Annotated in this window: 16 protein-coding genes and 1 pseudogene; 16 read left to right on the plus strand and 1 reads right to left on the minus strand. The window is 73.9% G+C overall.

Going from position 1 to position 22,032, the window contains the following annotated elements:
- Nucleotides 1–2 precede the first annotated feature (2 nt).
- From cydD to ACFY2K_RS33170, 13 genes are all read left to right on the plus strand, one after another.
- Nucleotides 3–3,521: a thiol reductant ABC exporter subunit CydD gene (gene cydD, locus ACFY2K_RS33110; RefSeq protein WP_387716363.1), complete on the plus strand. Its 3,519-nt coding sequence runs from the start codon at nucleotides 3–5 to the stop codon at nucleotides 3,519–3,521.
- Nucleotides 3,522–3,570: 49 nt separating this feature from the next.
- Entirely contained in the window at nucleotides 3,571–5,424 is a 1,854-nt protein-coding gene (locus ACFY2K_RS33115) for a GAF domain-containing protein (protein ID WP_387716365.1), read from the plus strand.
- Between the two features lie 145 nt (nucleotides 5,425–5,569).
- On the plus strand, nucleotides 5,570–6,103 hold the full coding sequence (locus tag ACFY2K_RS33120; RefSeq protein ID WP_387716367.1) for a DUF1508 domain-containing protein: 534 nt from the start codon (nucleotides 5,570–5,572) through the stop codon (nucleotides 6,101–6,103).
- Nucleotides 6,093–6,497 (plus strand): hypothetical protein, encoded by a 405-nt coding sequence (locus ACFY2K_RS33125; RefSeq protein WP_375895314.1) that lies wholly within the window; start codon nucleotides 6,093–6,095, stop codon nucleotides 6,495–6,497. Before ACFY2K_RS33120 ends, ACFY2K_RS33125 begins: the two co-directional genes overlap by 11 nt.
- 383 nt (nucleotides 6,498–6,880) lie before the next feature.
- The gene (locus ACFY2K_RS33130) at nucleotides 6,881–7,915 is read left to right on the plus strand and encodes a PstS family phosphate ABC transporter substrate-binding protein (RefSeq protein ID WP_375895311.1); all 1,035 of its coding nucleotides are present in this window, start codon (nucleotides 6,881–6,883) and stop codon (nucleotides 7,913–7,915) included.
- Between the two features lie 85 nt (nucleotides 7,916–8,000).
- Nucleotides 8,001–9,047: a substrate-binding domain-containing protein gene (locus ACFY2K_RS33135; protein WP_387716369.1), complete on the plus strand. Its 1,047-nt coding sequence runs from the start codon at nucleotides 8,001–8,003 to the stop codon at nucleotides 9,045–9,047.
- A 46-nt stretch (nucleotides 9,048–9,093) separates the two neighbouring features.
- Nucleotides 9,094–9,690 (plus strand): hypothetical protein, encoded by a 597-nt coding sequence (locus tag ACFY2K_RS33140; protein ID WP_380528411.1) that lies wholly within the window; start codon nucleotides 9,094–9,096, stop codon nucleotides 9,688–9,690.
- A 261-nt stretch (nucleotides 9,691–9,951) separates the two neighbouring features.
- The gene (locus ACFY2K_RS33145) at nucleotides 9,952–12,528 is read left to right on the plus strand and encodes a hypothetical protein (RefSeq protein WP_387716371.1); all 2,577 of its coding nucleotides are present in this window, start codon (nucleotides 9,952–9,954) and stop codon (nucleotides 12,526–12,528) included.
- 389 nt (nucleotides 12,529–12,917) lie between these two features.
- Nucleotides 12,918–13,961, plus strand: a complete 1,044-nt coding sequence (gene pstC / locus ACFY2K_RS33150; RefSeq protein ID WP_380592119.1) for a phosphate ABC transporter permease subunit PstC — start codon at nucleotides 12,918–12,920, stop codon at nucleotides 13,959–13,961.
- 127 nt (nucleotides 13,962–14,088) lie between these two features.
- Nucleotides 14,089–15,393: a phosphate ABC transporter permease PstA gene (gene pstA, locus ACFY2K_RS33155; RefSeq protein WP_380528403.1), complete on the plus strand. Its 1,305-nt coding sequence runs from the start codon at nucleotides 14,089–14,091 to the stop codon at nucleotides 15,391–15,393.
- Nucleotides 15,394–15,458: 65 nt separating this feature from the next.
- Nucleotides 15,459–17,231, plus strand: a complete 1,773-nt coding sequence (locus ACFY2K_RS33160; protein ID WP_387716373.1) for a substrate-binding domain-containing protein — start codon at nucleotides 15,459–15,461, stop codon at nucleotides 17,229–17,231.
- Nucleotides 17,228–18,124, plus strand: coding sequence for a sortase (locus ACFY2K_RS33165; RefSeq protein ID WP_380528399.1), 897 nt, complete (start codon nucleotides 17,228–17,230; stop codon nucleotides 18,122–18,124). The genes ACFY2K_RS33160 and ACFY2K_RS33165 overlap by 4 nt, the downstream gene beginning before the upstream one ends.
- 154 nt (nucleotides 18,125–18,278) lie before the next feature.
- Nucleotides 18,279–19,055 carry a phosphate ABC transporter ATP-binding protein gene (locus ACFY2K_RS33170; protein ID WP_380592133.1) on the plus strand — a complete coding sequence of 259 codons (777 nt, stop codon included), beginning with the start codon at nucleotides 18,279–18,281 and terminating at the stop codon, nucleotides 19,053–19,055.
- Nucleotides 19,056–19,060: 5 nt separating this feature from the next.
- Here ACFY2K_RS33170 and ACFY2K_RS33175 read toward each other — a convergent pair whose 3' ends face one another.
- Nucleotides 19,061–19,915 carry an HAD family hydrolase gene (locus ACFY2K_RS33175; protein ID WP_387716375.1) on the minus strand — a complete coding sequence of 285 codons (855 nt, stop codon included), beginning with the start codon at nucleotides 19,913–19,915 and terminating at the stop codon, nucleotides 19,061–19,063.
- 198 nt (nucleotides 19,916–20,113) lie between these two features.
- Between ACFY2K_RS33175 and ACFY2K_RS33180 the strand changes: the two genes are divergently transcribed.
- The 3 genes and pseudogenes from ACFY2K_RS33180 (at nucleotide 20,114) to ACFY2K_RS33190 (ending at nucleotide 21,929) form a co-directional block, all read left to right on the plus strand.
- The gene (locus ACFY2K_RS33180) at nucleotides 20,114–20,302 is read left to right on the plus strand and encodes a hypothetical protein (RefSeq protein WP_375895290.1); all 189 of its coding nucleotides are present in this window, start codon (nucleotides 20,114–20,116) and stop codon (nucleotides 20,300–20,302) included.
- Between the two features lie 45 nt (nucleotides 20,303–20,347).
- Nucleotides 20,348–21,238, plus strand: a pseudogene (locus ACFY2K_RS33185) (LLM class flavin-dependent oxidoreductase); the annotation flags it as partial.
- 109 nt (nucleotides 21,239–21,347) lie between these two features.
- Complete coding sequence (locus ACFY2K_RS33190) at nucleotides 21,348–21,929, plus strand: hypothetical protein (protein ID WP_380528396.1); 582 nt, start codon at nucleotides 21,348–21,350, stop codon at nucleotides 21,927–21,929.
- Nucleotides 21,930–22,032: the final 103 nt, after the last annotated feature.

Genomic DNA, 22,032 nt, shown 5'->3' on the forward strand with positions numbered 1-22,032 from the left:
CCGTGCAGCCGGTCGACCCGCGCCTGCTCGCGCACGCCCGCACCACCCGTGCCTTCCTCGCCGGATCCGTGCTCCTCGGCGGGGCGGGCGCGGTCCTGGTGGTCGCCCAGGCGAGCCTGATCGCCGAGATCGTGGTCCGCGCCTTCCAGCGCGGGGCCGGCCTCGGCGAACTGACCACCCCGCTGGTCCTGCTCGCCCTGACCGCCGTCGGCCGCGGGCTGGTCGGCTGGCTCACCGAACTCACCGCGCACCGGTCCGTCGCCCGGGTGAAGTCCACCCTGCGGCGCCGGCTGCTCGACCACGCCACCGCGCTCGGCCCGTCCTACCTGGCGGGCCGGCGCACCGGCGAACTCACCACCCTCGCCACCCGGGGCATCGACGCCCTCGACGACTACTTCGCCCGCTACCTGCCGCAGCTCGCGCTCGCCGTGGTCGTGCCGGTCATCGTGCTGCTGCGGATCGGCGGCGCCGACCTCACCTCCGCCGCGATCATCGCCGGGACGCTGCCGCTCATCCCGCTGTTCATGGTGCTCATCGGGATGGCCACCCAGTCCCGGATGGACCGGCAGTGGAACACCCTGGCCCGGCTCTCCCACCACTTCCTGGACGTGGTCGCCGGCCTGCCCACCCTCAAGGTGTTCAACCGGGCCCGCACCCAGGCCGCCACCATCGCCAGGATCACCGCCGACTACCGCAAGGCCACCCTGCGCACCCTGCGGATCGCCTTCATCTCCTCCTTCGCCCTGGAACTGCTCTCCACCCTCTCCGTCGCCCTGGTCGCGGTCACCGTCGGCTTCCGGCTGGTCGACGGCAGCATGGACCTGGAGACCGGGCTGCTGATCCTGGTCCTCGCCCCCGAGGTGTACTTCCCGATCCGCCAGGTCGGCGCGCTCTACCACTCCAGCGTCGAGGGGCTCACCGCCGCCGACGAGATCTTCCGGGTGCTGGAGACCCCGCTGCCCGCCGCCGGCACCCGCCCCGCCCCCGACCTCACCGGCGCCGTGATCACCGCCGAGGGCCTGACCGTACGCCACCCCGGCCGCGCCCTGCCCGCCCTGGACGGCGCCGCACTCACCCTGCGCCCCGGCTCCAGCACCGCCCTCACCGGGCCCAGCGGGGCCGGCAAGTCCACCCTGCTGGCCGTCCTGCTCGGCCTCACCGCCCCCGAGGCCGGCACCGTCCGGATCACCGCCGCCGACGGCAGCACCCACGACCTCGCCGACCTGGAGCCGGACAGCTGGCGACGGCAGATCGCCTGGGTGCCCCAGCGCCCCCACCTGTTCGCCGGGACGATCGCCGACAACCTGCGGCTGCACCGTCCCGAGGCCCCCGACGCGCAGCTGTGGACGGCGCTGCGAGCCGCCCACGCGCTCGACTTCGTCACCGACCTGGACGCCGAGCTGGGGGAGGACGGCGCCGGGCTCTCGGCCGGCCAGCGCCAGCGCCTCGCCCTCGCCCGGGTCCTGCTCGCCGACGACCGGCCGCTGGTGCTCCTCGACGAGCCCACCGCCCACCTGGACGGCGACTCCGAGGCGGCCGTCGTGGACGCCGTCCGGACCCTCGCCGAGGACCCGGCGCGCACCGTGCTGGTGGTCGCCCACCGGCCGGCGCTGCTGGCGGTCGCCGAGCAGCGGATCCGGCTGGCGGGGCCCGTCGCCGCCTCCGCCTCCGCCGCCGGCGCCCCGGCCCCGGTCGTGCCGCTCGCCCACACCGGCGAGCCCACCCCCGCCCCCGCCGCGCCGGAGGAGCCGGAGGCCGAACCCGCCGCCCCCCGGCTGGCCCTGTCGGTGCTGCTCGGCGCGCTCGCCCTGGGCAGCGCCGTCGCCCTGATGGCCACCTCCGGCTACCTCATCTCCCGGGCCTCCCAGATGCCCCCGGTGCTCTACCTGATGATGGCCGTCACCTCCGTCCGCGCCTTCGGCATCGGCCGCAGCGTCTTCCGCTACGCCGAACGGCTGGTCTCCCACGACGCGGTGCTGCGCACCCTCGGCACCCTGCGGGCCGCCGTGTACCGCCGGCTGACCGTGCTCGCCCCCGCCGGACTGCCTGCCTTCCGGCGCGGCGACCTGCTCTCCCGGCTGGTCGCCGACGTCGACGCGATCCAGGACCACCACCTGCGCTGGCGGCTGCCCGCCTCCGTCGCGGCCGTGGTCGCGCTCGCCTCGGCCGTCGCGATGGGCGCCTTCCTGCCCGCCGCCGGGCTGGTGCTCGGCCTCGGACTGCTGCTCGCCGGAGTGCTGGTGCCCGCGCTGGCCGCCCGCTGGTCGGCCGGCGCCGAGCAGCGCCAGGCCCCCGCCCGCGGCCGCCTGGCCACCGCCGTGGTGGACGGCCTCACCGGCACCGCCGAACTCACCGTGGCCGGCGCGCTGCCCGCCCGACTGGCCGCCGTCCGCAGCGCCGACGCCGCCCTGACCGGCCTCGCCGCCCGCTCCGCCACCACCACCGCGCTCGGCACCGGGCTGATCACCCTGCTCACCGGGCTGACCGTGGTCGCCGCGGCCGCCGTCGGCATCCAGGGGGTGCGCGACGGCGCCCTCGCCCCGGTCTGCCTGGCCGTCGTGGTGCTCACCCCGCTGGCCGCCTTCGAGGCCGTCACCGGGATGCCGCTCGCCGTCCAGGCCCGCCGGCGCAGCAGTGCCGCCCGGGCCCGGCTGGACGAGGTGCTGACCGCCCCGCCGGTGGTGGCGGAACCCGCCGAACCGGCCGCACTGCCCGAGCGGCCGCTGCCCGTCGCGGTGCGCGGGCTGACCGTACGGCACCCCGGGCAGGCCGTGGACGCGCTCACCGGCGTCGACCTCGATCTCGCGCCCGGCCGCCGGATCGCCGTGGTCGGCCCCTCCGGCTCCGGCAAGACCACCCTCGCCCAGGCGCTGCTGCGCTTCCTGGAGCCCGGCGCCGGGTCCGTCACCTTCGCCGCCGGTCGTCCACAGGCTGTGGACAGCCGCGCGCTCGCGGGCGAGGACGTCCGCCGGGTGATCGGCCTCTGCGCCCAGGACGCCCACGTCTTCGACAGCTCGCTGCGCGAGAACCTGCGGCTCGCCCGCCCCGACGCGGACGAGGACGAGCTGCGCGCCGCCCTCGCCGCCGCCCGGCTGCTGGACTGGACCGAGGGCCTGCCGGACGGCCTGGACACCATGGTCGGCGAGCACGGCGCCCGCCTCTCCGGCGGCCAGCGCCAGCGCCTCGCGCTCGCCCGGGCGCTGCTCGCCGACTTCCCCGTGCTGGTCCTGGACGAGCCCGCCGAGCACCTCGACCTGCCCACCGCCGACGCCCTCACCGCCGACCTGCTGGCCGCCACCGCGGGCCGCACCACCGTGCTGATCACCCACCGGCTGGCCGGACTGGACGACACCACCGTGGACGAGGTGCTGGTGCTGGACGCCGGCCGGGTGGCCGAGCGCGGCCGCTGGTCCGCGCTGGTCGCCGATCCGGACGGGCGGCTGCACGCGCTGTGGCGCCGGGAGCGGGAGGCGGACGGTCTGCTGGCGGCGGAGGCACCGTTGGCGGCGGTGGGGCACTGATGGCCGCATCGTCCCTCGGCTGAAAACCGTACAAAAGTAGGCTTTCTCCATGGACCCCACGCCGGACCTCCCCGAGACCGCCCCCGAGCCCACCCCCCACCGGGTGCCCGAGATCGCCTCGCTCGGGCTGGACACCCTGGTCACCGAGGTCGCGGAGCGGCTGCAGTCCGCCGCCGCCGTCACCGACCGGATGCAGCGCCTGCTGGAGGCGGTGGTCTCCATCGGGGCCGGACTCGACCTGCACGCCACCCTGCAGCGGATCGCCACCGGCGCCGCCGAACTCGTCGACGCCCGGTACGCGGCCCTCGGCGTGATCGCCCCCGGCGGGCACGGCCTGGCCGACTTCATCCACGTCGGCATCGACGACGGCACCGCCGCCGAGATCGGCGAACTGCCCGCCGGTCGCGGCATCCTCGGCGCGCTCATCGACCGCCCCGAACCGCTGCGGCTCGCCGACCTCGGCGCCGACCCGCGCTCCTCCGGCTTCCCGCCGCACCACCCGCAGATGAAGACCTTCCTGGGCGTGCCGATCCGGGTCCGCGAGGAGGTCTTCGGCAACCTCTACCTCACCGAGAAGAAGGGCGGCGGCGCCTTCACGCCCGAGGACGAACAGGTCGTGCACGCGCTCGCCGCGGCCGCCGGCGTCGCCATCGAGAACTCCCGGCTGTACGAGGAGGGCCGCCGCCGGGAACGCTGGATCGCCGGTGCCGCGGCCGTCACCACCGCGCTGCTCTCCACCGAGCAGGCCGAGGGCGCGCTCACCGTCGCCGCCGAGCAGGTCCGGGAGCTGGCGGGCGCCGCGCTCGGCATGATCCTGCTGCCCACCGGTCCGGCCGGCCCGCCCGGAGCGGCGGGCTCGGCGGGCTCGGCGGGTTCCTCGGCGGAGGGTGACGGGCAGATGCGGGTCGCCCACGCCTCCGGCGAGGCCGCCGAGTTCGTCCGCGGCGAACTGCTGCCCAAGGACAGCTTCGCCGCCCAGCTGCTGGAGGGCGACAGCGTCCACCTCGACGACATGTCCAGCGACCCCACCGTGGTGATGCGGCTCGCCCGCAGCTTCGGCCCGTCCCTGGCCGTGCCCATGGTCGCCGCCGGGCGGGTGCTCGGCGGCCTCTGCGTCTGGCGCTCGCGCGGCGCCCTGCCGTTCACCGACTCCGAGAAGCAGCTCGCCGAGACCTTCGCCTCCCAGGCCGCGCTGGCCCTGCGGCTCGCCGAGGGCCAGCGCGACCAGCAGCGGCTGGCCGTCTTCCAGGACCGCGACCGGATCGCCCGCGACCTCCACGACCTCGTCATCCAACGGCTGTTCGCCACCGGGATGATGCTGGAGAGCGCCGCCCGCCGGTCCGTCGTCCCCGAGGTCAAGGTGGGCATCGGCAAGGCGGTCGACGAACTGGACGCCACCATCCAGGAGGTCCGCACCACCATCTACGCGCTCCAGCACGACAACCACGGCGACGCCCCCGACACCCTGCGCACCCGCGTCCTGCGCGAGGCCAGCCAGGCCGCCGCCGCCCTCGGCTTCAAGCCCTCGGTGAGCTTCGTCGGCCCGGTCGAGAGCCTGGTCGGCGAGAACACCGGCCGCCAACTCCTCGCGGCCCTGCGCGAGATGCTCTCCAACACGGCCCGGCACGCCCGCGCCTCCCGGGTCGGGGTCGAGATCGACGCGACCGTCCACCTGGACGACGCCGGACGGCCCATCGGCGGCGACCCCGAGTCGCTGGACCGGGGCGGGCGGCCCGGCGTGCTGCTGACCGTCACCGACGACGGCGTCGGCATCCCCCAGGGCGGCCGGCGCAGCGGACTGCTCAACCTCACCCGGCGCGCCGAGGCCCTCGGCGGCGCCGCGTGGCACGAGCGCGGGCCCTACCGGAAGGGCGCCGTGGTCCGCTGGACGGCCCGGCTGTGACCGTTCCGGTACCGACAGATGAAAGCTGAACGAGGGAGAACTTCCCGACCAACGGCGCAAGTTGTGAACGTTCTGGGCTTTCGGCGGTTCCGTGTGCACACATAGCTTGGCTCCGTCCCGGAGGGGAAACCGGACGGAGGGGGCAGTGGACGGTTCCGGCCGCGGTCACACCGCAGCAGGGGCGAGCCGAGGGGGGTTCCGGACCGAGCGTGCACCGGACGGGCGCTACCGCTGGCAGCTGAAGGCACCCAACGGCCGGGTGGTGGCGATCACCTCCGCGCTGTTCGAGACGGCGGGCGAGGCCGAGCGGGGCTTCGACGGACTGCGCGCCGGCGCCGACGGACTGACCGCGCGGATCACCCATGTCCGCGACGGGCTCGGCTGGATCTGGGTCGTCCCCGGATCGCGCAGCCTGCCCGAGGTGCGCTCCAGCCGCGCGTACGAACGGTACGCGACGTGCCAGAACGCCTTCCGCCGCTTCGTCGTGCTGCTCGCCAAGCAGCCGCCGCGCGAGCCGGCGGTCCACGAGCCACCCGTCCGCGAGGGGTCGGTCCGCGAGGCTCCCGTCCGCGAGGGGTCGGTGCGCGAGCGGTCCGTGCGCGATGTGCCCTTCCGCGACGCGCCCGCACGTGAACTCCCGAGGAGAGCAGTGTCGTTGAGACGCCCCGATGGCAGCTGAGCGGCGCGGACCGCGGCTGCTGATCGTGCCCGCGGCCGACCGCTGCGTGGGCTGGGCGCTGCGCGCCGCCAACGGGCGGCCGCTCGGCGTCGGCGTGCGGACGTACCGCAGCGAGGAGGAACTCGCCGACGCGGTGCGCGAACTGATCATCGAACGGGCCGCCCTGCGCTGCTCGACCGTCCAGGCCGAGGGCCGCCAGTGGGTCTGGTCCGCCCACCTGCCGGTGCGCACCACCCGGCCGGGCGCGACCCCCGCCGTCCCGGTCGCCCGCAGTGCCCGCGGCTACCTGCGGCGCGACCAGTGCCAGGCCGGCGTCGAGGGCTTCCTGGCCGGACTCCAGTGGGTCGGGCAGGAGTTGCGGCGGTCCGGCCGTGACGGCCGCTGGCCGCTGTAGCGCCGGCTCCGCTTCGTACCGTCCGGCTCCGTCCTACTCCGTACAGCTCCGTACGGTTCTGCTCCGGGCCGTTCCGCTTCGTGCTGTTCCGGTGAAGCGCAGGTTTCCGGCAACACCCCGAGCCGCCTCCTGGAGAAGAACGTCGACCGGGTTCGTCACCCCTGTTCCGCCCCTGTCACATCCGCGTTGACCAGTGCCTAAACCTCGTCGAACCGATGAGTCGACATTCGCCGCCCGGCCCCGACGGCCCTTCCGACGGAACCTCCCGGCCGGACAGGATCGGCACTGCCGGAGCGGCCGCAGCAGACACGGCCCCCGGCCCCGGACTCCCCCCGGAGCACGGGTTCACGCGATGGACGTCTCTCCCTCGGAGGAAGAGGAACATGCGTAAGACCGCTGCCAAGCTGCTCACCGTCGCCGCCCTGGCGACCTCCCTGGTCACCGTCGCCAGTGGCTCCGCCCTGGCCGACCCGACCGGCACCCCGGCCGCCCAGGACATCGTCGGCGTCGGCTCGGACACCACCCAGGCCGTGCTGAACCAGTTCTCCACCGACTACAACGCGTACCTGGGCGCCGGCTCCACCCTGCCGCACCTGTACAGCTGGGACGCGACCGGTTCCTCGCCGATCACCACCAAGACCGGTGCGACCTCGATCGCCCGCCCGAACGGCTCCGGCGCCGGCATCTCGGCCCTCAAGAACAACACCAGCGCGACCGTCGACTTCGCCCGCTCCTCGCGCGGCCCGCAGTCGACCGACCCGAACACCTTCGACTTCGTCGCCTACGCGACGGACGCGGTGGCCTGGGCCGCGCCGAACAACGGTGACGCGCCGGCCAACCTGACGACGCAGAACCTCAAGGACATCTACAACTGCAACATCACCACCTGGGACCAGATCGACCCCAGCCTGCCCAGCAACACCATCAAGCCGTACCTGCCGCAGGCCAACTCCGGCACCCGGTCGTTCTTCCTCTCCGTGCTCGGCATCTCCACCATCAAGCCGTGCGTCACCGAGGGCGTCCAGGAGAACGAGGGCAGCGACACCAACCTGTCCGACCCCGACGCGCTGGTCCCGTACTCCGTCGCCCACTACATCGGCCAGGTGTACTACGGCAAGGGCAGCGGCTCCGACGTCCAGGGCCCGCTGACCATCCGCAGCATCGACAACACCGCGCCGGTCGACACCACCAACAAGGTGATCAACGGCGACTTCGCCGCCACCTCCTACGCCCGCACGGTCTACAACGTGGTCCGTGACGCGGACTGGAAGGCGACCGACGCCCACGGCACCGCGCTGCGCAGCATCTTCGGTACCACCGGCTGGGTCTGCACCAACGCCACCGCGAAGGCCGACCTCAAGAGCTTCGGCTTCCTTCCGCTGAACGCCGGCGCCTGCGGCAGCACCATCCACTCCTGATCACACCCCGCACGATCCGACGGCCACGGGCCCGCCGCCCGTGGCCGTCGGCCGTCGGGAGCCGACCGAAGGGAACCGGAGAACGATGCGCAGGACGTGGCGGAAGCCGCTCGTCACGGCCGTCCTGGCGGCCTCGGTCGCGGTGGCCCCCGGCGGCGGCCCGGCCGTGGCGGACCCGGCAGGGCCGGCGCTGCCGGCCGCACAGGACCTCGTGGGGGTGGGGGACGCCGACAGCCAGGCCGTGCTGAACCAGTTCTCGGCCGACTACAACGCCACGATCCCGGGCTCGGACACCACGACACCCCGGCTGTACAGCTGGGACGCGACCGGGGCGCCGACGATCACCACCAAGACCGGTGCCACCACGATCGCGCGCCCGAACGGCGCGGAGGTCGGCATCTCGGCCCTCAAGAACAGCACCGGCGCGACCGTCGACTTCGCCCGCTCCTCGCGCGGCCCGCTGCCGACCGACCCCCGGTACTTCGACTTCGTGAACTACGCGGACGACGCGCTGTCCTGGGCCGCGCCGGGCAACGGCAACGCGCCGGCGAACCTGACGACGCAGAACCTCAAGGACATCTACGACTGCGACGTCACCACGTGGAAGCAGATCGACCCCGCCCTTCCCGGCAGCACCATCAAGCCCTTCCTCCCGAAGGCGGGCTCCGGAACCCGGGCGTCCTTCCTCGCCGCGCTGGGCATCCACACGGTCAACAGCTGCATCGACGACCGGACGGTGACCGAAGGCCAGGGCAGCGACCCGAAGCTCAACGACCCGGACGTGCTGGTTCCCTACTCCGTGGGGCACTACATCGGCCAGGCGTACTACGGCCGGGGCAGCGGGGCCGACACCCAGGGGCTCCTGACCATCCGCGGCATCGACGGAACGGCCCCGGTCGACGCGACGGGCCGGGCGATCAACACCGACTTCCTCACCCTCCACGGGCAAACGGTCTACGTCGTGGTCCGCGACGCGGACTGGGCGGCGACCGACGCACACGGAGCCGCGCTGCGCGGCGTCTTCGGGCCTGACGGCTGGATCTGCACCAGTTCCACGGCAGCCGCCGACATCAGGACCTACGGCTTCCTGCCGCTCCCGGCCGGCGCCTGCGGCGGCGTGCTCATCCCTTGACCAACTGTCACCACCGCACCATCCCACCTCTCCCAGGGAGTACGACATGGCAAGAACCGGCGTCCGTCTCGCCGCCACCGGGATCGCCGTGGTCCTCGCGATCACCGGATTCAGCGGTGTGGCCGCGGCCGACACCACGGCCACCACCACCGCGCCCACCGGCAGTGCCGTGGTCACGGTCGACCAGCAGTTCCTGGCCAAGACCCTGCTCGGCGGCATCGCCGTCGTCCCGTTGACGCCGGCCACGGCGGACGTCACCAACAACGTCGTGACCAGCACCTTCCCGGTGACGGGCGGCGTCGCCAACATCCCGTCGTTCTCCGGGCAGGTGCAGCTCGGTGGCGGACTGCTCTTCGTCAACCTGAACAACGGCAAGACCGTCACGTTCAAGCAGCTCGGCTTCAAGGTCCGTGACTGGAACGTCTCGGCGGTCCCGAACGGCGGCACCGCGCCGGTGGCCCTGCTGGACCCGCTGGGCGACACCCAGATCGGCCGCACGGGCACCACCCAGTCGCTCTCGGCCTCCAGCCTGCAGCTGGACCCGGCCGGCGCGCAGTACCTCGACAGCGCGCTGGGCACCACGTACTTCACGGGCGGTCAGTCGCTCGGCTCCTTCGCGCTGACCTACACCCCCGGCAGCTGATCCGGCTCCTCGTCGGAAGGTCCCGGACGACCCCGGGTGCCCCGCGGGCCCGCGCCTCGGCGCGGGCCCGCTCGTGTGCCAAGGGGAGCACTCAACTCCGTTCCAGGGGCGCCGCGTTGTGTTCTCGTACATCCTGTCGACCGGATCCGGACACGTCCGGCTGGCCGAATGGTGGGTACTGGGGGTGCCCGGCCGTCGGCATGCCCGATCCCACCTTGCGCCGCGTGCTGGGCGGCGCGGATCCGCACGGAGGTGCCCACCATGAGAGTCCGATTGCCCGACCGGAGGGATCCGGGGAGATGGCGCCGCCGACTTCCGGCGATCGCGCTGGTGTGGTCGGTGGTGGTGGCGCTCGGTGTGGTGCCGATCGGCCTGGGGGCCGGGCCGCAGGCGGTGGCGGAGTCCTCCAGCGTGACCGTGGCGGGGCCCAAGGTGCTCGACCCGGCGACCGGGACGCGCGGCCGGGCCGGCAAGATCACGGTCTCCCAGACGAAGAACCTGGTCAACCAGGTGGTGCAGGTCTCCTGGAGCGGCTTCACGCCCACCAAGACCACCAGCGGCCAACAGGTCACCCTGGCGCGGGTCGGCGAGGCCAAGTACCTCTACCCCGTGCGGATCTACGAGTGCCGCGGCGCCACTCCGAAGGTGACCGACTGCTACAACAGCTCGCTGTTCGGCGGTGACGCGAACGCGGGCTTCCAGCAGACCCTGCCGCCCGGGTCGAGCACCGCGCCCGACTTCCCGAGCAACATGGCGATCGCCCCGACCGGTGCGGACGGCACCGGCGCCGCGAACATCGAGCTCTACACCCAGGCCCAGGCCCCGACGCTGGGCTGTGACGACACCCACCCGTGCTCCCTCGTGGTGGAGGCCAACTACGGTGGCGACAGCCTCGGCCGGACCACCCCGACGGCCTCGGTCGACTGCCTGAACCATTCGCTCGACAGTTCGAGCTCGCTCGCGAGCGACGCGGTGCTGTTCAGCTACGCGGCCAACGGCATGTCGAGCGGCGAGCAGTGCGCGTGGGAGAACGGCATCGTGATCCCGCTGTCCTTCGCGCCGGTGGCCCAGGCCTGTGCGTCGCAGAACGGTTCGTTCGACGCGGAGGGCCTGGAGATGTTCAACCGGGCCATGCAGCAGTGGCGTGCGGGCCTGTGCCTGAGCGATTCGCCGATGGCCGTCCGGTACGTGTCGGCCGGCGGTGAGCCGCAGGCCCGTTCGCGCTTCCTCGGCGGATCCACGGACGTGGCGCTGACCGCGCGGGCGGACGGTTCACCACCGGCCCGGCCCTACGTCTACGCGCCGCTGGCGACCTCGGGCATCTCGGTCGTGTTCTCGGTGGACGACCAGGACACCGGTCGGCAGATCCGCGACATGAAGCTCAACGCGCGGCTGATGGCCAAGCTGCTCACCCAGTCCTACGCGCCCCGCGGCGGCGTGGTCACCTCGGTGAAGGGCAATCCGACCTGCCTCTTCGCGGATCCCGAGTTCCTCCAGCTGAACCAGCTGCCGGCGACCTCGGGGCTCAAGTGGCCCAGGTTCTGCGACATGTTCGACTTCAGCCCGACCGTGGTGGGCGGGACGACCGACCTGACGTACCAGTTGACCTCGTGGATCGCCTCGGACCCGGACGCCGCCCGCTTCCTGGACGGCGAGTCCGACCCGTGGGGCATGCACGTGAACACCTACTACCTCCGGCCCGCGTTCTCCGGCTACCCGGTCGACTCCTTCTCCCGGCAGGACTCCTCCGGGATCGTCGGCAGCAAGGTCGACGCCTACCAGCACCTGATGCAGTACGAGTGGAACCCGGTCACGAGCGGACTGGGCCAGGTCGCGCGCGGGTTCCTGCAGAACAAGGCGACCTGCGTCAACCCCGGGCTCAACGGAACCGGCGGGCACGACCAGTGCGCGCCGGTGGACGTCGGACAGCGGATGCTGATCGCGATCATGGACACCGGCCAGGCCAAGGCCTACTCCCTCCCCGAAGCCCAGCTGCTCAACCCGGCCGGCGCCTTCGTCTCCCCGGGGACCACCGGCTTCCAGGCCTCCGTCGCCGACATGACCGTCGACGCCTCGACGGGCGTGCAGTCGCTGCCGTACGGGACCGCCGACACGGCGTACTCGCGCGACCAGCGGGCCTACCCGCTGACCACCGTGCAGTACGCGATGGTGCCCACCCAGGGCGTCCCGGCCGACAAGGCCGCCGCGATCACCACGTTCCTGCGGACCACCACGAGCAGCGGCCAGGTCTACGGCAACGAGCCGGGCCACCTGGCGCCGGGCTTCCTGGCGCTCACCAGCGCCCAGCGGGCCCAGGCGGCCGACGCCGCCACCCACGTGGCGGCCCAGGACGCCAAGCTGCCCGGCAACCAGGCCGCGCCGCCGAACCCGCCGGCCGTCACCCCCGGCGACGGGGGCACCGGTGGGGGGACCCCGGCGGAGGGCTCCGGCTCGGCGGGCGGCACCACGCCGGTCAGCGCCGGGACCGACAACGGCACGAGCGGTGGCGGCCTCGGCGGGGCCTCGACCGGCGGCCCCGGGGAGGGCGCCGCGACCACCGGGGGCGCCGCCGCGGCCGCGGCCACCGCCGGGGGCAAGACCCCGGGCGCCTCGCCGAGCACGCCCGGCAAGTCGCTGAGCGCCGCGCCCGTCGCGGCCGGGACACCGGCCGCGGACCGCTCCGGCGCCGCGCGCCTGCTGCTCCCGATCGCGCTGATCGGCGGCCTGGTGCTGCTGGTCGGCGGGCCGGCGGCGCTGGTCCTGGGCGGGACACCGGCCGGGGAGCGGACGCTGGCGGGGCTGCGCAACGGCTGGGCGCGGTTGCGCCGTCGCCCCTGACGGCCGACGGCTGACGGCTGACGGCTCGGCGAGGCCGCCGTCCCGGCCCGCCGAGCCGTCGGGCCCATGGCCCAACCATCCGGCAGGAAGGCCGAGTTGACCGTCGCCGCACCGGTGGCCGGAAAGGATCCGGCCACCGGTGGCGGTCAACTCCAGCACCGAACTGGCTCGTTGGGGCCCCGTACACGCGTGCGACCCAGGGCGGACACCTCCGGATGGCCGAATGGGTACGCACCGGAACCGCGGCCCCGTGCCAACCGGCCGCCCCCACAACGATTTCGCGCCGCCGAGCCCCCACCGGAGCCGCCGAGCGCGACCGGCGCCACGTCGCGCCACCGTCCGGTCCGGGCGCAGCCCGGCCATCCGCACCCGAGCACGGAGAGCAGAGCATGACAGCCGCCGCCGAGCCCGCGGCCTCGTCCGCCGGGGCCCCGGGCAGACCCGACCGCGGAGCCGACCGCGGAGCCGGCACCGACGTCCCGCGCGTCATCACCTCCCCCGCGACCCCCGGCGACCGGGTGTTCCGCGGGGTGCTGCGGGTGGCCGGGCTCTCGGTGTTCGCGATCATGGGCCTGATCGCGTTCTTCCTGCTGCTGCGCGGCTCGGACGCGCTGCGCGCCGTGGGCTGGTCCTTCCTGACCGAGCAGAAGTGGCAGACCGCCGCGCACACCTTCGGCATCGCCGCCGTCCTGCCGAACGGTCTGCTGATCGCCGTGATCGCGCTGGTCATCGCCGTCCCGGTGGCGCTCTCCACGGCGGTCTTCATCTCCGAGTACGCGCCGGTCCGGCTGCGCGCCTCGCTGGTCTCGCTGGTCGACCTGATGGCGGCGATCCCGAGCATCATCTACGGCCTGTGGGGGCTGTTCTTCCTCCAGCCGAGGATCATCGGTTTCAGCCGCTGGCTCTCCAACCACCTCGGGGACACGGTCCCCTTCCTCAAGGTGCGCACCGGCGACATCGGGACCTCCTACACCTCCTCCACGTTCATCGCGGGCGTCGTCGTCGCGCTGATGATCATCCCGATCGTCACCTCGCTCAGCCGGGAGGTCTTCTCCCAGGCCCCGCAGGGCGAGCGGGAGGGCGCCTACGCGCTCGGCTCGACCCGGTGGGGGATGGTGCGCACGGTGGTGCTGCCGTTCGGCCGCGGCGGTGTGATCGGCGCGGTCATGCTGGGCTTCGGCCGGGCGATGGGCGAGACGATCGCGGTCGCGCTGATCATCTCCCCGAACTTCAAGGCCATCAGCCACATCCTGGAGAACGGCGCCAACTCGATCTCGGCGCTCATCGCGCTGCGCTTCGGCGAGTCGGACGCGCTCTCGCTCTCCGCGCTGATGGCGGCCGGCCTGGTGCTGTTCGCGCTGACCCTGCTGGTCAACGTGGCGGCCGGCTTCGTGATCAACCGGTCCCGCTCCGGGGCCTCGACCGCCGACTGAGGCGGCGCACGGACATGACCGGTCCCGCTGAGACCCCCGCCGCACCCCCGGCGGCCCCGTCGGCCGCACTCCCGCCGGCCACCCCCGCCGGTCCCCCGGCCGAGACCCTGTCGAAGGGAACGACCCGATGACCACGCTCGACCTGCCTCCGGCCGCCGCCGTCCCGGGGCCCGCCGCCCAGGGGCCCGCCGCGCCCCCGGCCGGCCCGGCGGAGCCGCGCCCGGAGAAGCGGGTGAAGCTCGGCGGCGTCACCCGCGAGGACGTGTTCACCGTGGCCGGCTCGTCGATCGGCTCGCTGGCCCTGAACTGGACGCTGTACGAGCGGGTGCTGCCGTTCAGCGGCGCCTTCGGCTTCCTGGTCTGCTGGTACCTGCTGTTCCTGGCCGCCTACTTCACGCTCGGCCGGCTCCAGTGGGGCCCGCTGCTGGTGCGCGAGCGCCTGGTCTCCGTCGTGGCGTGGAGCGCCGGCCTGCTGGTGCTGGCGCTCATCGTCGACCAGGTCGGCTACCTGGCGGTGCGCGGCTACGAGGCCGCCCAGCACCTCAACTTCTTCACCGAGTCGATGGAGCGCACCGCCGCGCTCTCCCCGATCACCTCCGGCGGCGCGCTGAACGCGATCGTCGGCTCGCTCGAACAGGTCGGCCTGGCCACCCTGTTCGCCGTGCCGCTGGGCATCGCCGCGGCGATCTTCATGTCCGAGGTCGGCGGCCGGATGGCCAAGCCGGTGCGGACCCTGGTGGAGGCGATGACGGCACTGCCGTCGATCGTCGCCGGGCTGTTCGTGCTCGGCATCGTGATCCTGACGCTCGGCTTCGACAAGAGCGGCTTCGCGGCCTCGCTCGCCCTCACGGTGATGATGATGCCGATCGTCACCCGGGCCTCCGAGGTGGTCATCCGCCTGGTGCCCGGCACCCTGCGCGAGGCCTCGTACGCGCTGGGCGGCAGCCAGTGGCGGACGGTGTGGAACGTCGTCCTGCCGACCGCCCGGCCCGGCCTCGTCACGGCGGTCGTGCTCGGGGTGGCGCGCGGCATCGGGGAGACCTCGCCGGTGCTGCTGACCTCGGGCTTCACCCCGCAGTTCAACGCCGACCCGTTCCACGAGCACCAGGTGTCGCTGCCCCTGTACGTCTGGAACTACGTCAAGCAGCCCTACCCCGAGATGGTCGCCCGGGCCTTCGCGGCGGGGCTGACCCTGATGGCGCTGGTGCTGGTCCTCTTCGTCACCGCGCGGGTGCTCGGCGGCCGCCGTCCGGGTGAGCTGACGCGCGGTCAGCGGCGCCGGATCGACCGGGAGGCGCGGCGGGCCGAGAGCGCCGCCCGGGCCGCCCGGGCCGGTGCCCACGCGCCCGTCGCCCATCCGCCCGTCGCCCATCCGCCCGTCGCCCACCCGCCCGTCGCCCACCCGCCCGTCGCACTGCCCGGGAACAGCTGATGAACCGTCCAACCACCCTCCGTACCAGAGGAGTTCTCATGTCATGGGAGGCCGCAAGGCGCTCCGTGGCCCGTGTCCTGGCGTGCCTGTCCGCGTTGCTGCTCGCCGCGGGCACCCTGCTGTTCGGGCAGGCCGCTCCTGCCTTCGCCGCCTCGGTCGCGCTCAGCGCCGACGGCTCCAGCTGGGCCGGCCCGGCCATCGACCAGTGGCGCCAGGACGTCGGGCCGCAGGGCATCCAGATCAGCTTCAACCCGGTGGGGTCGGCGGCCGGCCGGACCGCCTGGAGCAACGGGCAGGACGACTTCACCGCCTCGGACGTGCCGTTCCGCAGCGCCGAGGACACCGGCCTCAACTCCGGTGCCCGCACCAGCGGTCAGGGCACCAGGGAGAACCCGGTCTACGGCTTCTCCTACGTGCCGATCACCGCGGGCGGCACGACCTTCATGTACAACCTGGTGGTCGGCGGCAAGCAGGTCCGCGACCTGCGGCTGTCCCCGCAGACCGTCGTGGACATCTTCACCAACAAGATCACCAACTGGAACGACCAGAAGATCACCGCCGACTACGGCAAGCAGCTGCCCAACCTGCCGATCACCCCGGTGGTCCGCTCGGACGGCTCCGGCGCCACCGCGCAGTTCACCCGCTGGATGGAGCACACCCACAAGGACCAGTGGGACGCCTACTGCTCCTCGGTCAACGGCACCACCTGCGGTGACTACACCGAGTTCTTCCCGCCGTCCGGCCGGATGGTCGCCCAGAACGGCTCCGACGTCGTCGCCGGCTACATCAAGGCCGCGGCCGGCCTGGGCACCATCGGCTACGACGAGTACGCCTTCGCCAAGCGCAGCAACTGGCCGGTCGTGAAGGTGCTCAACCAGGCCGGCTACTACTCGCTGCCGACCGCCTCCAACGTGGCCATCGCGCTCACCGCCGCCAAGATCCGCGGTGTGGACGACGACACCCCGGCGTCCGACCCGAACTACCTCCAGCAGAACCTCGACGGCGTCTACACCATGGACGACCCGCGCTCGTACCCGATCTCCAGCTACAGCTACGTGATCGTGCCGCGGGCCGGCGCCGCGCTGCCCCCGCCGGGCCGGTTCAACAACGACAAGGGCGCCGCGCTCAGCCGCTTCCTCGCCTACGTGCTGTGCGAGGGCCAGGGCGAGGCCGACGGCCTGGGCTACTCGCCGATCCCGCGCGGCCTGGTCAAGGGCGGGCTGCTGCAGACCAAGTCGATCCCCGGCAACGCCAGCCCGGTCAACCCGGACACCCTGGCCAACTGCGCCAACCCGACCTTCAACTCCGCCGGTGAGCTGACCGTCCTCAAGAACGCCCCGCAGCCGAGCCCCTGCGACAAGCAGGGCGCCCCGCTGGACTGCACCGTCCAGAACGGCCAGGCGGTCAAGACCGGTTCGGGCGGCTCCGGCGGTTCCGGTGGCACCGGCGGCGCGGCCGCCGGCTCCGGCGGAACGGGCGGCACCGGCCACGGCACCGGCGGTTCGGGCGGCTCCGGCGGCAGCGGCACCGGCGCCGACGCGGCCGGCACCGGCGGCGCCGCGGCCGGCGGCGGTGACCCGAACGCCGCCGCGGCCGGCGACCCCGCCGCGGGCGACGGCTCCGGCGACGTGGTCGACCCGCAGACCGGCCAGGTGGTCGCGCGCGGCCGGGGCGGCGCCACCGAGGTCGCGGCCAACGTGGTCGAGGTGAGCGGCAGGCCCGAGGACTGGACGCTGTCCACGCTGACCGCCGTCGAGCTGCTCGCCGTCGTCCTCGTCCCGCCGCTGCTCGGCCGCCGGCTGCTGCGCCGGCGCAAGGGCTCGGGCGGTGCCTCGTGACGGCACCGGTCCTGGAGAAGCCGCCGGTCCGGCCGGCGCCCGCGGCCGAGGCGCCCCCGGCCCGGCCCGCCGCCGTCACCCCCGCCCGGCGCCGCTTCCTCCAGGGCGCCTGGGCGGCCAGCCTGGCGGCCGCGCTGGTGCTGGGCTTCGTCGGCTTCCTGTTCACGCTCTCGCACGTCCAGGAGCGGCACTACCAGTCGACGGCGTACAAGACCTTCCGGGACCAGCTGGCCCGGGCCGTCGCCCCGACCGGCGCGGCCGCCGACGGCGACCCGGTGGCGCTGGTGGACATCCCGGCGATCGGCCTGCACCAGGCCGTGGTGGTCGAGGGCACCACCGGCCGGGACCTGATGCGCGGCCCCGGCCACCGCCGGGACACCGCACTGCCCGGACAGAGCGGGGTGGCGGTGCTGTTCGGCCGCGGCGCGACCTTCGGCGCGCCGTTCGCCCGGCTGTCCGGGCTGCGGGTCGGCGACCGGATCGAGACCACCACCGGGCAGGGCACGTTCACCTACGTGGTCAACGTGTACGGCGACGGCGACCACCCGATCACCGACCCGGCCCGCAACCGGCTGGTCCTGGTCACCGGGGACTCCGACTGGATCCCCGGCTCCACCGTGCTGATCGGCGCCCGGCTGGAGGGCGACCCGCAGCAGAACCCCGGCGGCCGCCCCGCCACCGTCCCCTACGACAAGGCGCTGGCCGCCGACAAGGGTGCGCTGGCCACGCTCCAGCTCTGGTCGCTCGCCCTGCTCTGCGCGGTGGCCGGGGCGCTGCTGCTGGCCCGGTACTGGCGCCGCTCGCCCGCCTGCCTGAGCGCCGCGCCGGTGGTCGGCGCCCTGCTCTGGGCGGTCTACGAGAACGCCGCCGCCCTGCTGCCCAACCTCTACTGACGCGCGCCCGGAGGACGTACCGATGACCGACACCGCCGACACCACGCACCAGCCGCACGACGCGGCGGTCGACCCGGCCGCCGACACCCTCACCCTCCCGCCGGTCCCGCCGGCCCCCGCCCCGCCGGTCGTCCCGGCCCAGGGCCCCGACGGGGTGCTCGCCGGGCTGGAGACCCGGGACGTCTCCGCCTGGTTCGGCAGCCGCAAGGTGCTGGAGCGGGTCTCCCTGGCGATGCCGGCCGGCGAGGTCACCGCGCTGATCGGCCCGTCCGGCTGCGGGAAGTCCACCTACCTGCGGATCCTCAACCGGATGCACGAGATGGTGCGCGGCGCCGCCCTGGCCGGCGAGGTGCTGCTGGACGGGGACGACGTCTACCGGCCCGGCCGGCGCCCCGCCGAGGTGCGGCGCCGGATCGGCATGGTGTTCCAGCGGCCCAACCCGTTCCCGGCGATGTCCATCCAGGACAACGTCTCCAGCGGGCTCAAGCTGGCCGGGATCAAGGTCTCCAAGGAGGAGCGCCAGCACCTGGTGGAGACCAGCCTGCGCCGCGCCGGGCTGTGGGACGAGGTGGCCGCCCGGCTGCACGCCCCCGGCGGCTCCCTCTCCGGCGGGCAGCAGCAACGCCTGTGCATCGCGCGGTCGTTGGCCGTCTCACCGGACATCCTGCTGATGGACGAGCCGTGCTCCGCGCTCGACCCGACCTCCACCCGCCGGGTCGAGGAGACCATCGCCGAACTGCGCGGGCGGCTTACCATCGTGATCGTCACCCACAACATGCAGCAGGCCCAGCGGGTCTCCCAGCGCTGCGCGTTCTTCCTCGCCACCCACGACACCCCGGGCCGGATCGTCGAGGCCGGGCCGACCGAGCGGCTCTTCGGCAGCCCGCGCGACCAGCGGACCTCCGACTACGTCAACGGCCGCTTCGGATAGGGGCGTTACCGGCCGGAGTCGGTGATCAGCCGCTCCAGCACCGCCGCGACGCCGTCCTCCTCGTTGCTCACCGTGTGCAGCGGCACCGCCGCCAGCACCTGCGGGTGCGCGTTGGCGACGGCGTACGCGGTGCCGGCCCAGGCCAGCATCTCCAGGTCGTTCGGCATGTCGCCGAAGGCCACCACCTCGGCCCGGTCGATCCCGTGCTCGGCGCACCAACGGGCCAGCGTGCTGGCCTTGGTGACGCCGGGCGCGCTGATCTCCAGCAGGGCGATCGGCGAGGAGCGGGTGATCTCCGCCAGGTGTCCGGCGGCCGTCCGGGCCTCGGCGAGGAAGGTGTCGGGGTCGAGGTCCGGGTGCTTGGCCAGCAGCTTGAACAGGCCCCGCACCGGGCCGCTGTCCGCCAGCAGCTCCTCGGCCGGGCCGACCGCCCGCACCTCGGTGTCGCCCCACATCAGCACCTCGTACCCCGGCTCCCGGGCCCAGCCGTCCGCGTACTCGAAGGCGAAGGAGGTGCCGGGCAGCTCGGCCCGCAGCGCCTCGACCACGGCCAGCGAGGTCGGTGCCGGCATCGGGAAGTACTCGATCAGCTCGCCGCCGCGCCGCACGTCCACGATCGCGCCGCCGTTGGAGCAGATCGCCACCCCGTGACCGCCGATGTGCGGGCTCACCTGCTGCATCCAGCGCGGCGGCCGGCCGGTCACGAACACCACCTGCACCCCGGCCGCCTCGGCCGCCGCCAGGGCCGCGGCGGTGCGATCGCTGACGGTGCCGCCGGGGCACAGCAGGGTGCCGTCCAGGTCGGTGGCGATGAGGCGGGGAGCGGTGCGGGGTTCGGTCACCGGTCCATCTTCGCCCATCGCCGCCGCCCGGTCACCGCCGCGGGCGGCCCGCGGCGGGCCTGCGGCGGGCCCGGTGGCGGTGCCCGCGGCCGACCGACCGTGAGGACGGGTTCCGGCCCTTCCTGCGCCGCTTTCCGGCCGATCCGCCCCCGTCCGGGGTGTCGCGGCGGGCCGACGGGCAGGAACCCCCTGGTCACCCCGTCGGCAGGAAGAGCCATGCCCACTCGCCAGCTCCGTGACGAGCCGCCCCCGACCCTCCCTTCCCCGGATCCCCCCGCCGCCTCCCGCGAGCCGGTGCTGCTCGGCGAGGTGCTGTTCCACACCCTCGCCGAGCTCGCCCGCCGCACCCCGGACCAGGCCCCGGCCCCGGCCTTCCCGGCCCAACGCACCCGCCCGCACCCCTGACGGCCTCCTACCGGCGCAGGGGCAGCCCGTCCGGCTAGGGTCGGTGGCATGCGTCTGAGCACCGTGATCCTCCCCATCCACCGGTGGAGCGAGGGACAGAAGATCTGGCGGCGGGCCGAGGACCTCGGATTCCACGCCGCGTACACCTACGACCACCTGTCCTGGCGGTCCTTCCGCGACGAGCCCTGGTTCGGGTCGGTCCCGACGCTGACGGCCGCCGCCACGGCGACCGAGCGCCTCCGGCTGGGGACGCTGGTGACCTCGCCGAACTTCCGCCACCCGGTGACGCTGGCGAAGGAGCTGATCACGCTGGACGACGTGTCCGGCGGGCGGCTCACGCTGGGCATCGGTGCGGGCGGGACGGGCTTCGACGCGACGGCGATGGGCCAGGAGGCGTGGTCGCCCAAGGAGCGGGCGGCCCGGTTCGGCGAGTTCCTGCCGCTGCTGGACGAGCTGCTGACCACCGACGCCACCACCCGCGAGGGCACGTACTACTCGGCGGTCGAGGCGCGGAACATCCCGGGCTGCGTGCAGACCCCGCGGGTGCCGTTCTACGTGGCCGCCGCCGGTCCGCGGGGGATGCGGCTGGCGGCCGAGTACGGGCAGGGCTGGGTGACCTACGGGGACCCGAAGGGCCCGGCGGACGTGCCGGTCGAGCAGGCGCCCGGCGTGATCGCCGCGCAGATCGGGAAGCTCACGGCGGCCTGCGAGGCGCAGGGCCGGGACGTGGCGACGCTGGAGAAGATGCTGCTCCAGGGCTCCACGGCGGAGAAGCCGCTCCAGTCGCTGGACGCCTTCGTGGACTTCGCCGGCACCTACCGGGAGCTGGGCATCACCGAGTTGGTGATCCACTGGCCGGTGCCGGACTCGATCTTCGCCAACGACCTCTCCGTGTTCGAGCGGATCGCCACCGAGGGCCTGGCCCAGCTGGGTTGAGCGGTACGGCCGGTCGCGGACGCCGTCAGGACGGGTGCGGTCGGGGGGAGGCGCTAATCTGTCCGCCGCACCTTTATCTGATCATGCGTTAAACGGGGGTTCATTCATCATGTCCGCATCCAGGAGACTGCTCGTCGCCACTCTGGTCGCCACCGCCGCGCTCGGCCTCGCCGCCTGCGGCCCGGACGACCCGTCGACCCAGGGGGCCGGCGCCTCCACCGCGACCGCCGCCCCGGCCACCGGCGGGGCGGCCTCGCCCACCGCGGCCCCGGCCACCGGGACGGGCAAGCCCGCCCCGGCCGGCAAGCCCACCGACGGCGGCCCGGAGGGCTTCTGCACCCACGAGCCGCTGCCCGCCGGGCAGAAGTGGATCGAGCCGGTGAAGGGCACCAGCGCGACGACGCTGGTCTACAAGGAGACCAAGGACGCCTGCGGCGTCAACGACGTCGCCCTCGAACCGACGGGCGCCGACAAGAGCGCGACCTTCGCCCCCGGCGCCAAGGGCCACCTCAAGTCGGTCGTGGCCGCCCCGAAGGACGTCGTCGTCGCCGAGCTGGTGAAGCACATCAACGAGTGCATCGCCACGCCCGGCAACCAGAAGGGCTCGTACCCCTGCAACAGCGGCACCTACAAGGTCGCCCTCGACGCCTCCGGCAAGGTCGTCGAGATGTGGGAGCGCCCCAGCTCCTGAGCCGACGCCGGGCCCGGCGCCGGGCCGCCCGCCTCAACGGTGGGCGCCCCGGCGCCCCGGGCACACCCCGGCTCCGCGACCCTTAGGGGAGATCGGTCCCCAC

The sequence above is a fragment of the Kitasatospora sp. NPDC001309 genome, from assembly GCF_042896295.1.
In the GTDB taxonomy this organism is placed as follows: domain Bacteria; phylum Actinomycetota; class Actinomycetes; order Streptomycetales; family Streptomycetaceae; genus Kitasatospora.

Coding starts and splice junctions, on each gene's coding strand:
- ACFY2K_RS33115 (WP_387716365.1), top strand. CDS start 3,571: ATGGACCCCACGCCGGACCTCCCCGAGACCGCCCCCGAGCCCACCCCC.
- ACFY2K_RS33125 (WP_375895314.1), top strand. CDS start 6,093: ATGGCAGCTGAGCGGCGCGGACCGCGGCTGCTGATCGTGCCCGCGGCC.
- ACFY2K_RS33130 (WP_375895311.1), top strand. CDS start 6,881: ATGCGTAAGACCGCTGCCAAGCTGCTCACCGTCGCCGCCCTGGCGACC.
- ACFY2K_RS33135 (WP_387716369.1), top strand. CDS start 8,001: ATGCGCAGGACGTGGCGGAAGCCGCTCGTCACGGCCGTCCTGGCGGCC.
- ACFY2K_RS33140 (WP_380528411.1), top strand. CDS start 9,094: ATGGCAAGAACCGGCGTCCGTCTCGCCGCCACCGGGATCGCCGTGGTC.
- ACFY2K_RS33145 (WP_387716371.1), top strand. CDS start 9,952: ATGAGAGTCCGATTGCCCGACCGGAGGGATCCGGGGAGATGGCGCCGC.
- pstC (WP_380592119.1), top strand. CDS start 12,918: ATGACAGCCGCCGCCGAGCCCGCGGCCTCGTCCGCCGGGGCCCCGGGC.
- pstA (WP_380528403.1), top strand. CDS start 14,089: ATGACCACGCTCGACCTGCCTCCGGCCGCCGCCGTCCCGGGGCCCGCC.
- ACFY2K_RS33175 (WP_387716375.1), bottom strand. CDS start 19,915: ATGGGCGAAGATGGACCGGTGACCGAACCCCGCACCGCTCCCCGCCTC.
- ACFY2K_RS33180 (WP_375895290.1), top strand. CDS start 20,114: ATGCCCACTCGCCAGCTCCGTGACGAGCCGCCCCCGACCCTCCCTTCC.
- ACFY2K_RS33190 (WP_380528396.1), top strand. CDS start 21,348: ATGTCCGCATCCAGGAGACTGCTCGTCGCCACTCTGGTCGCCACCGCC.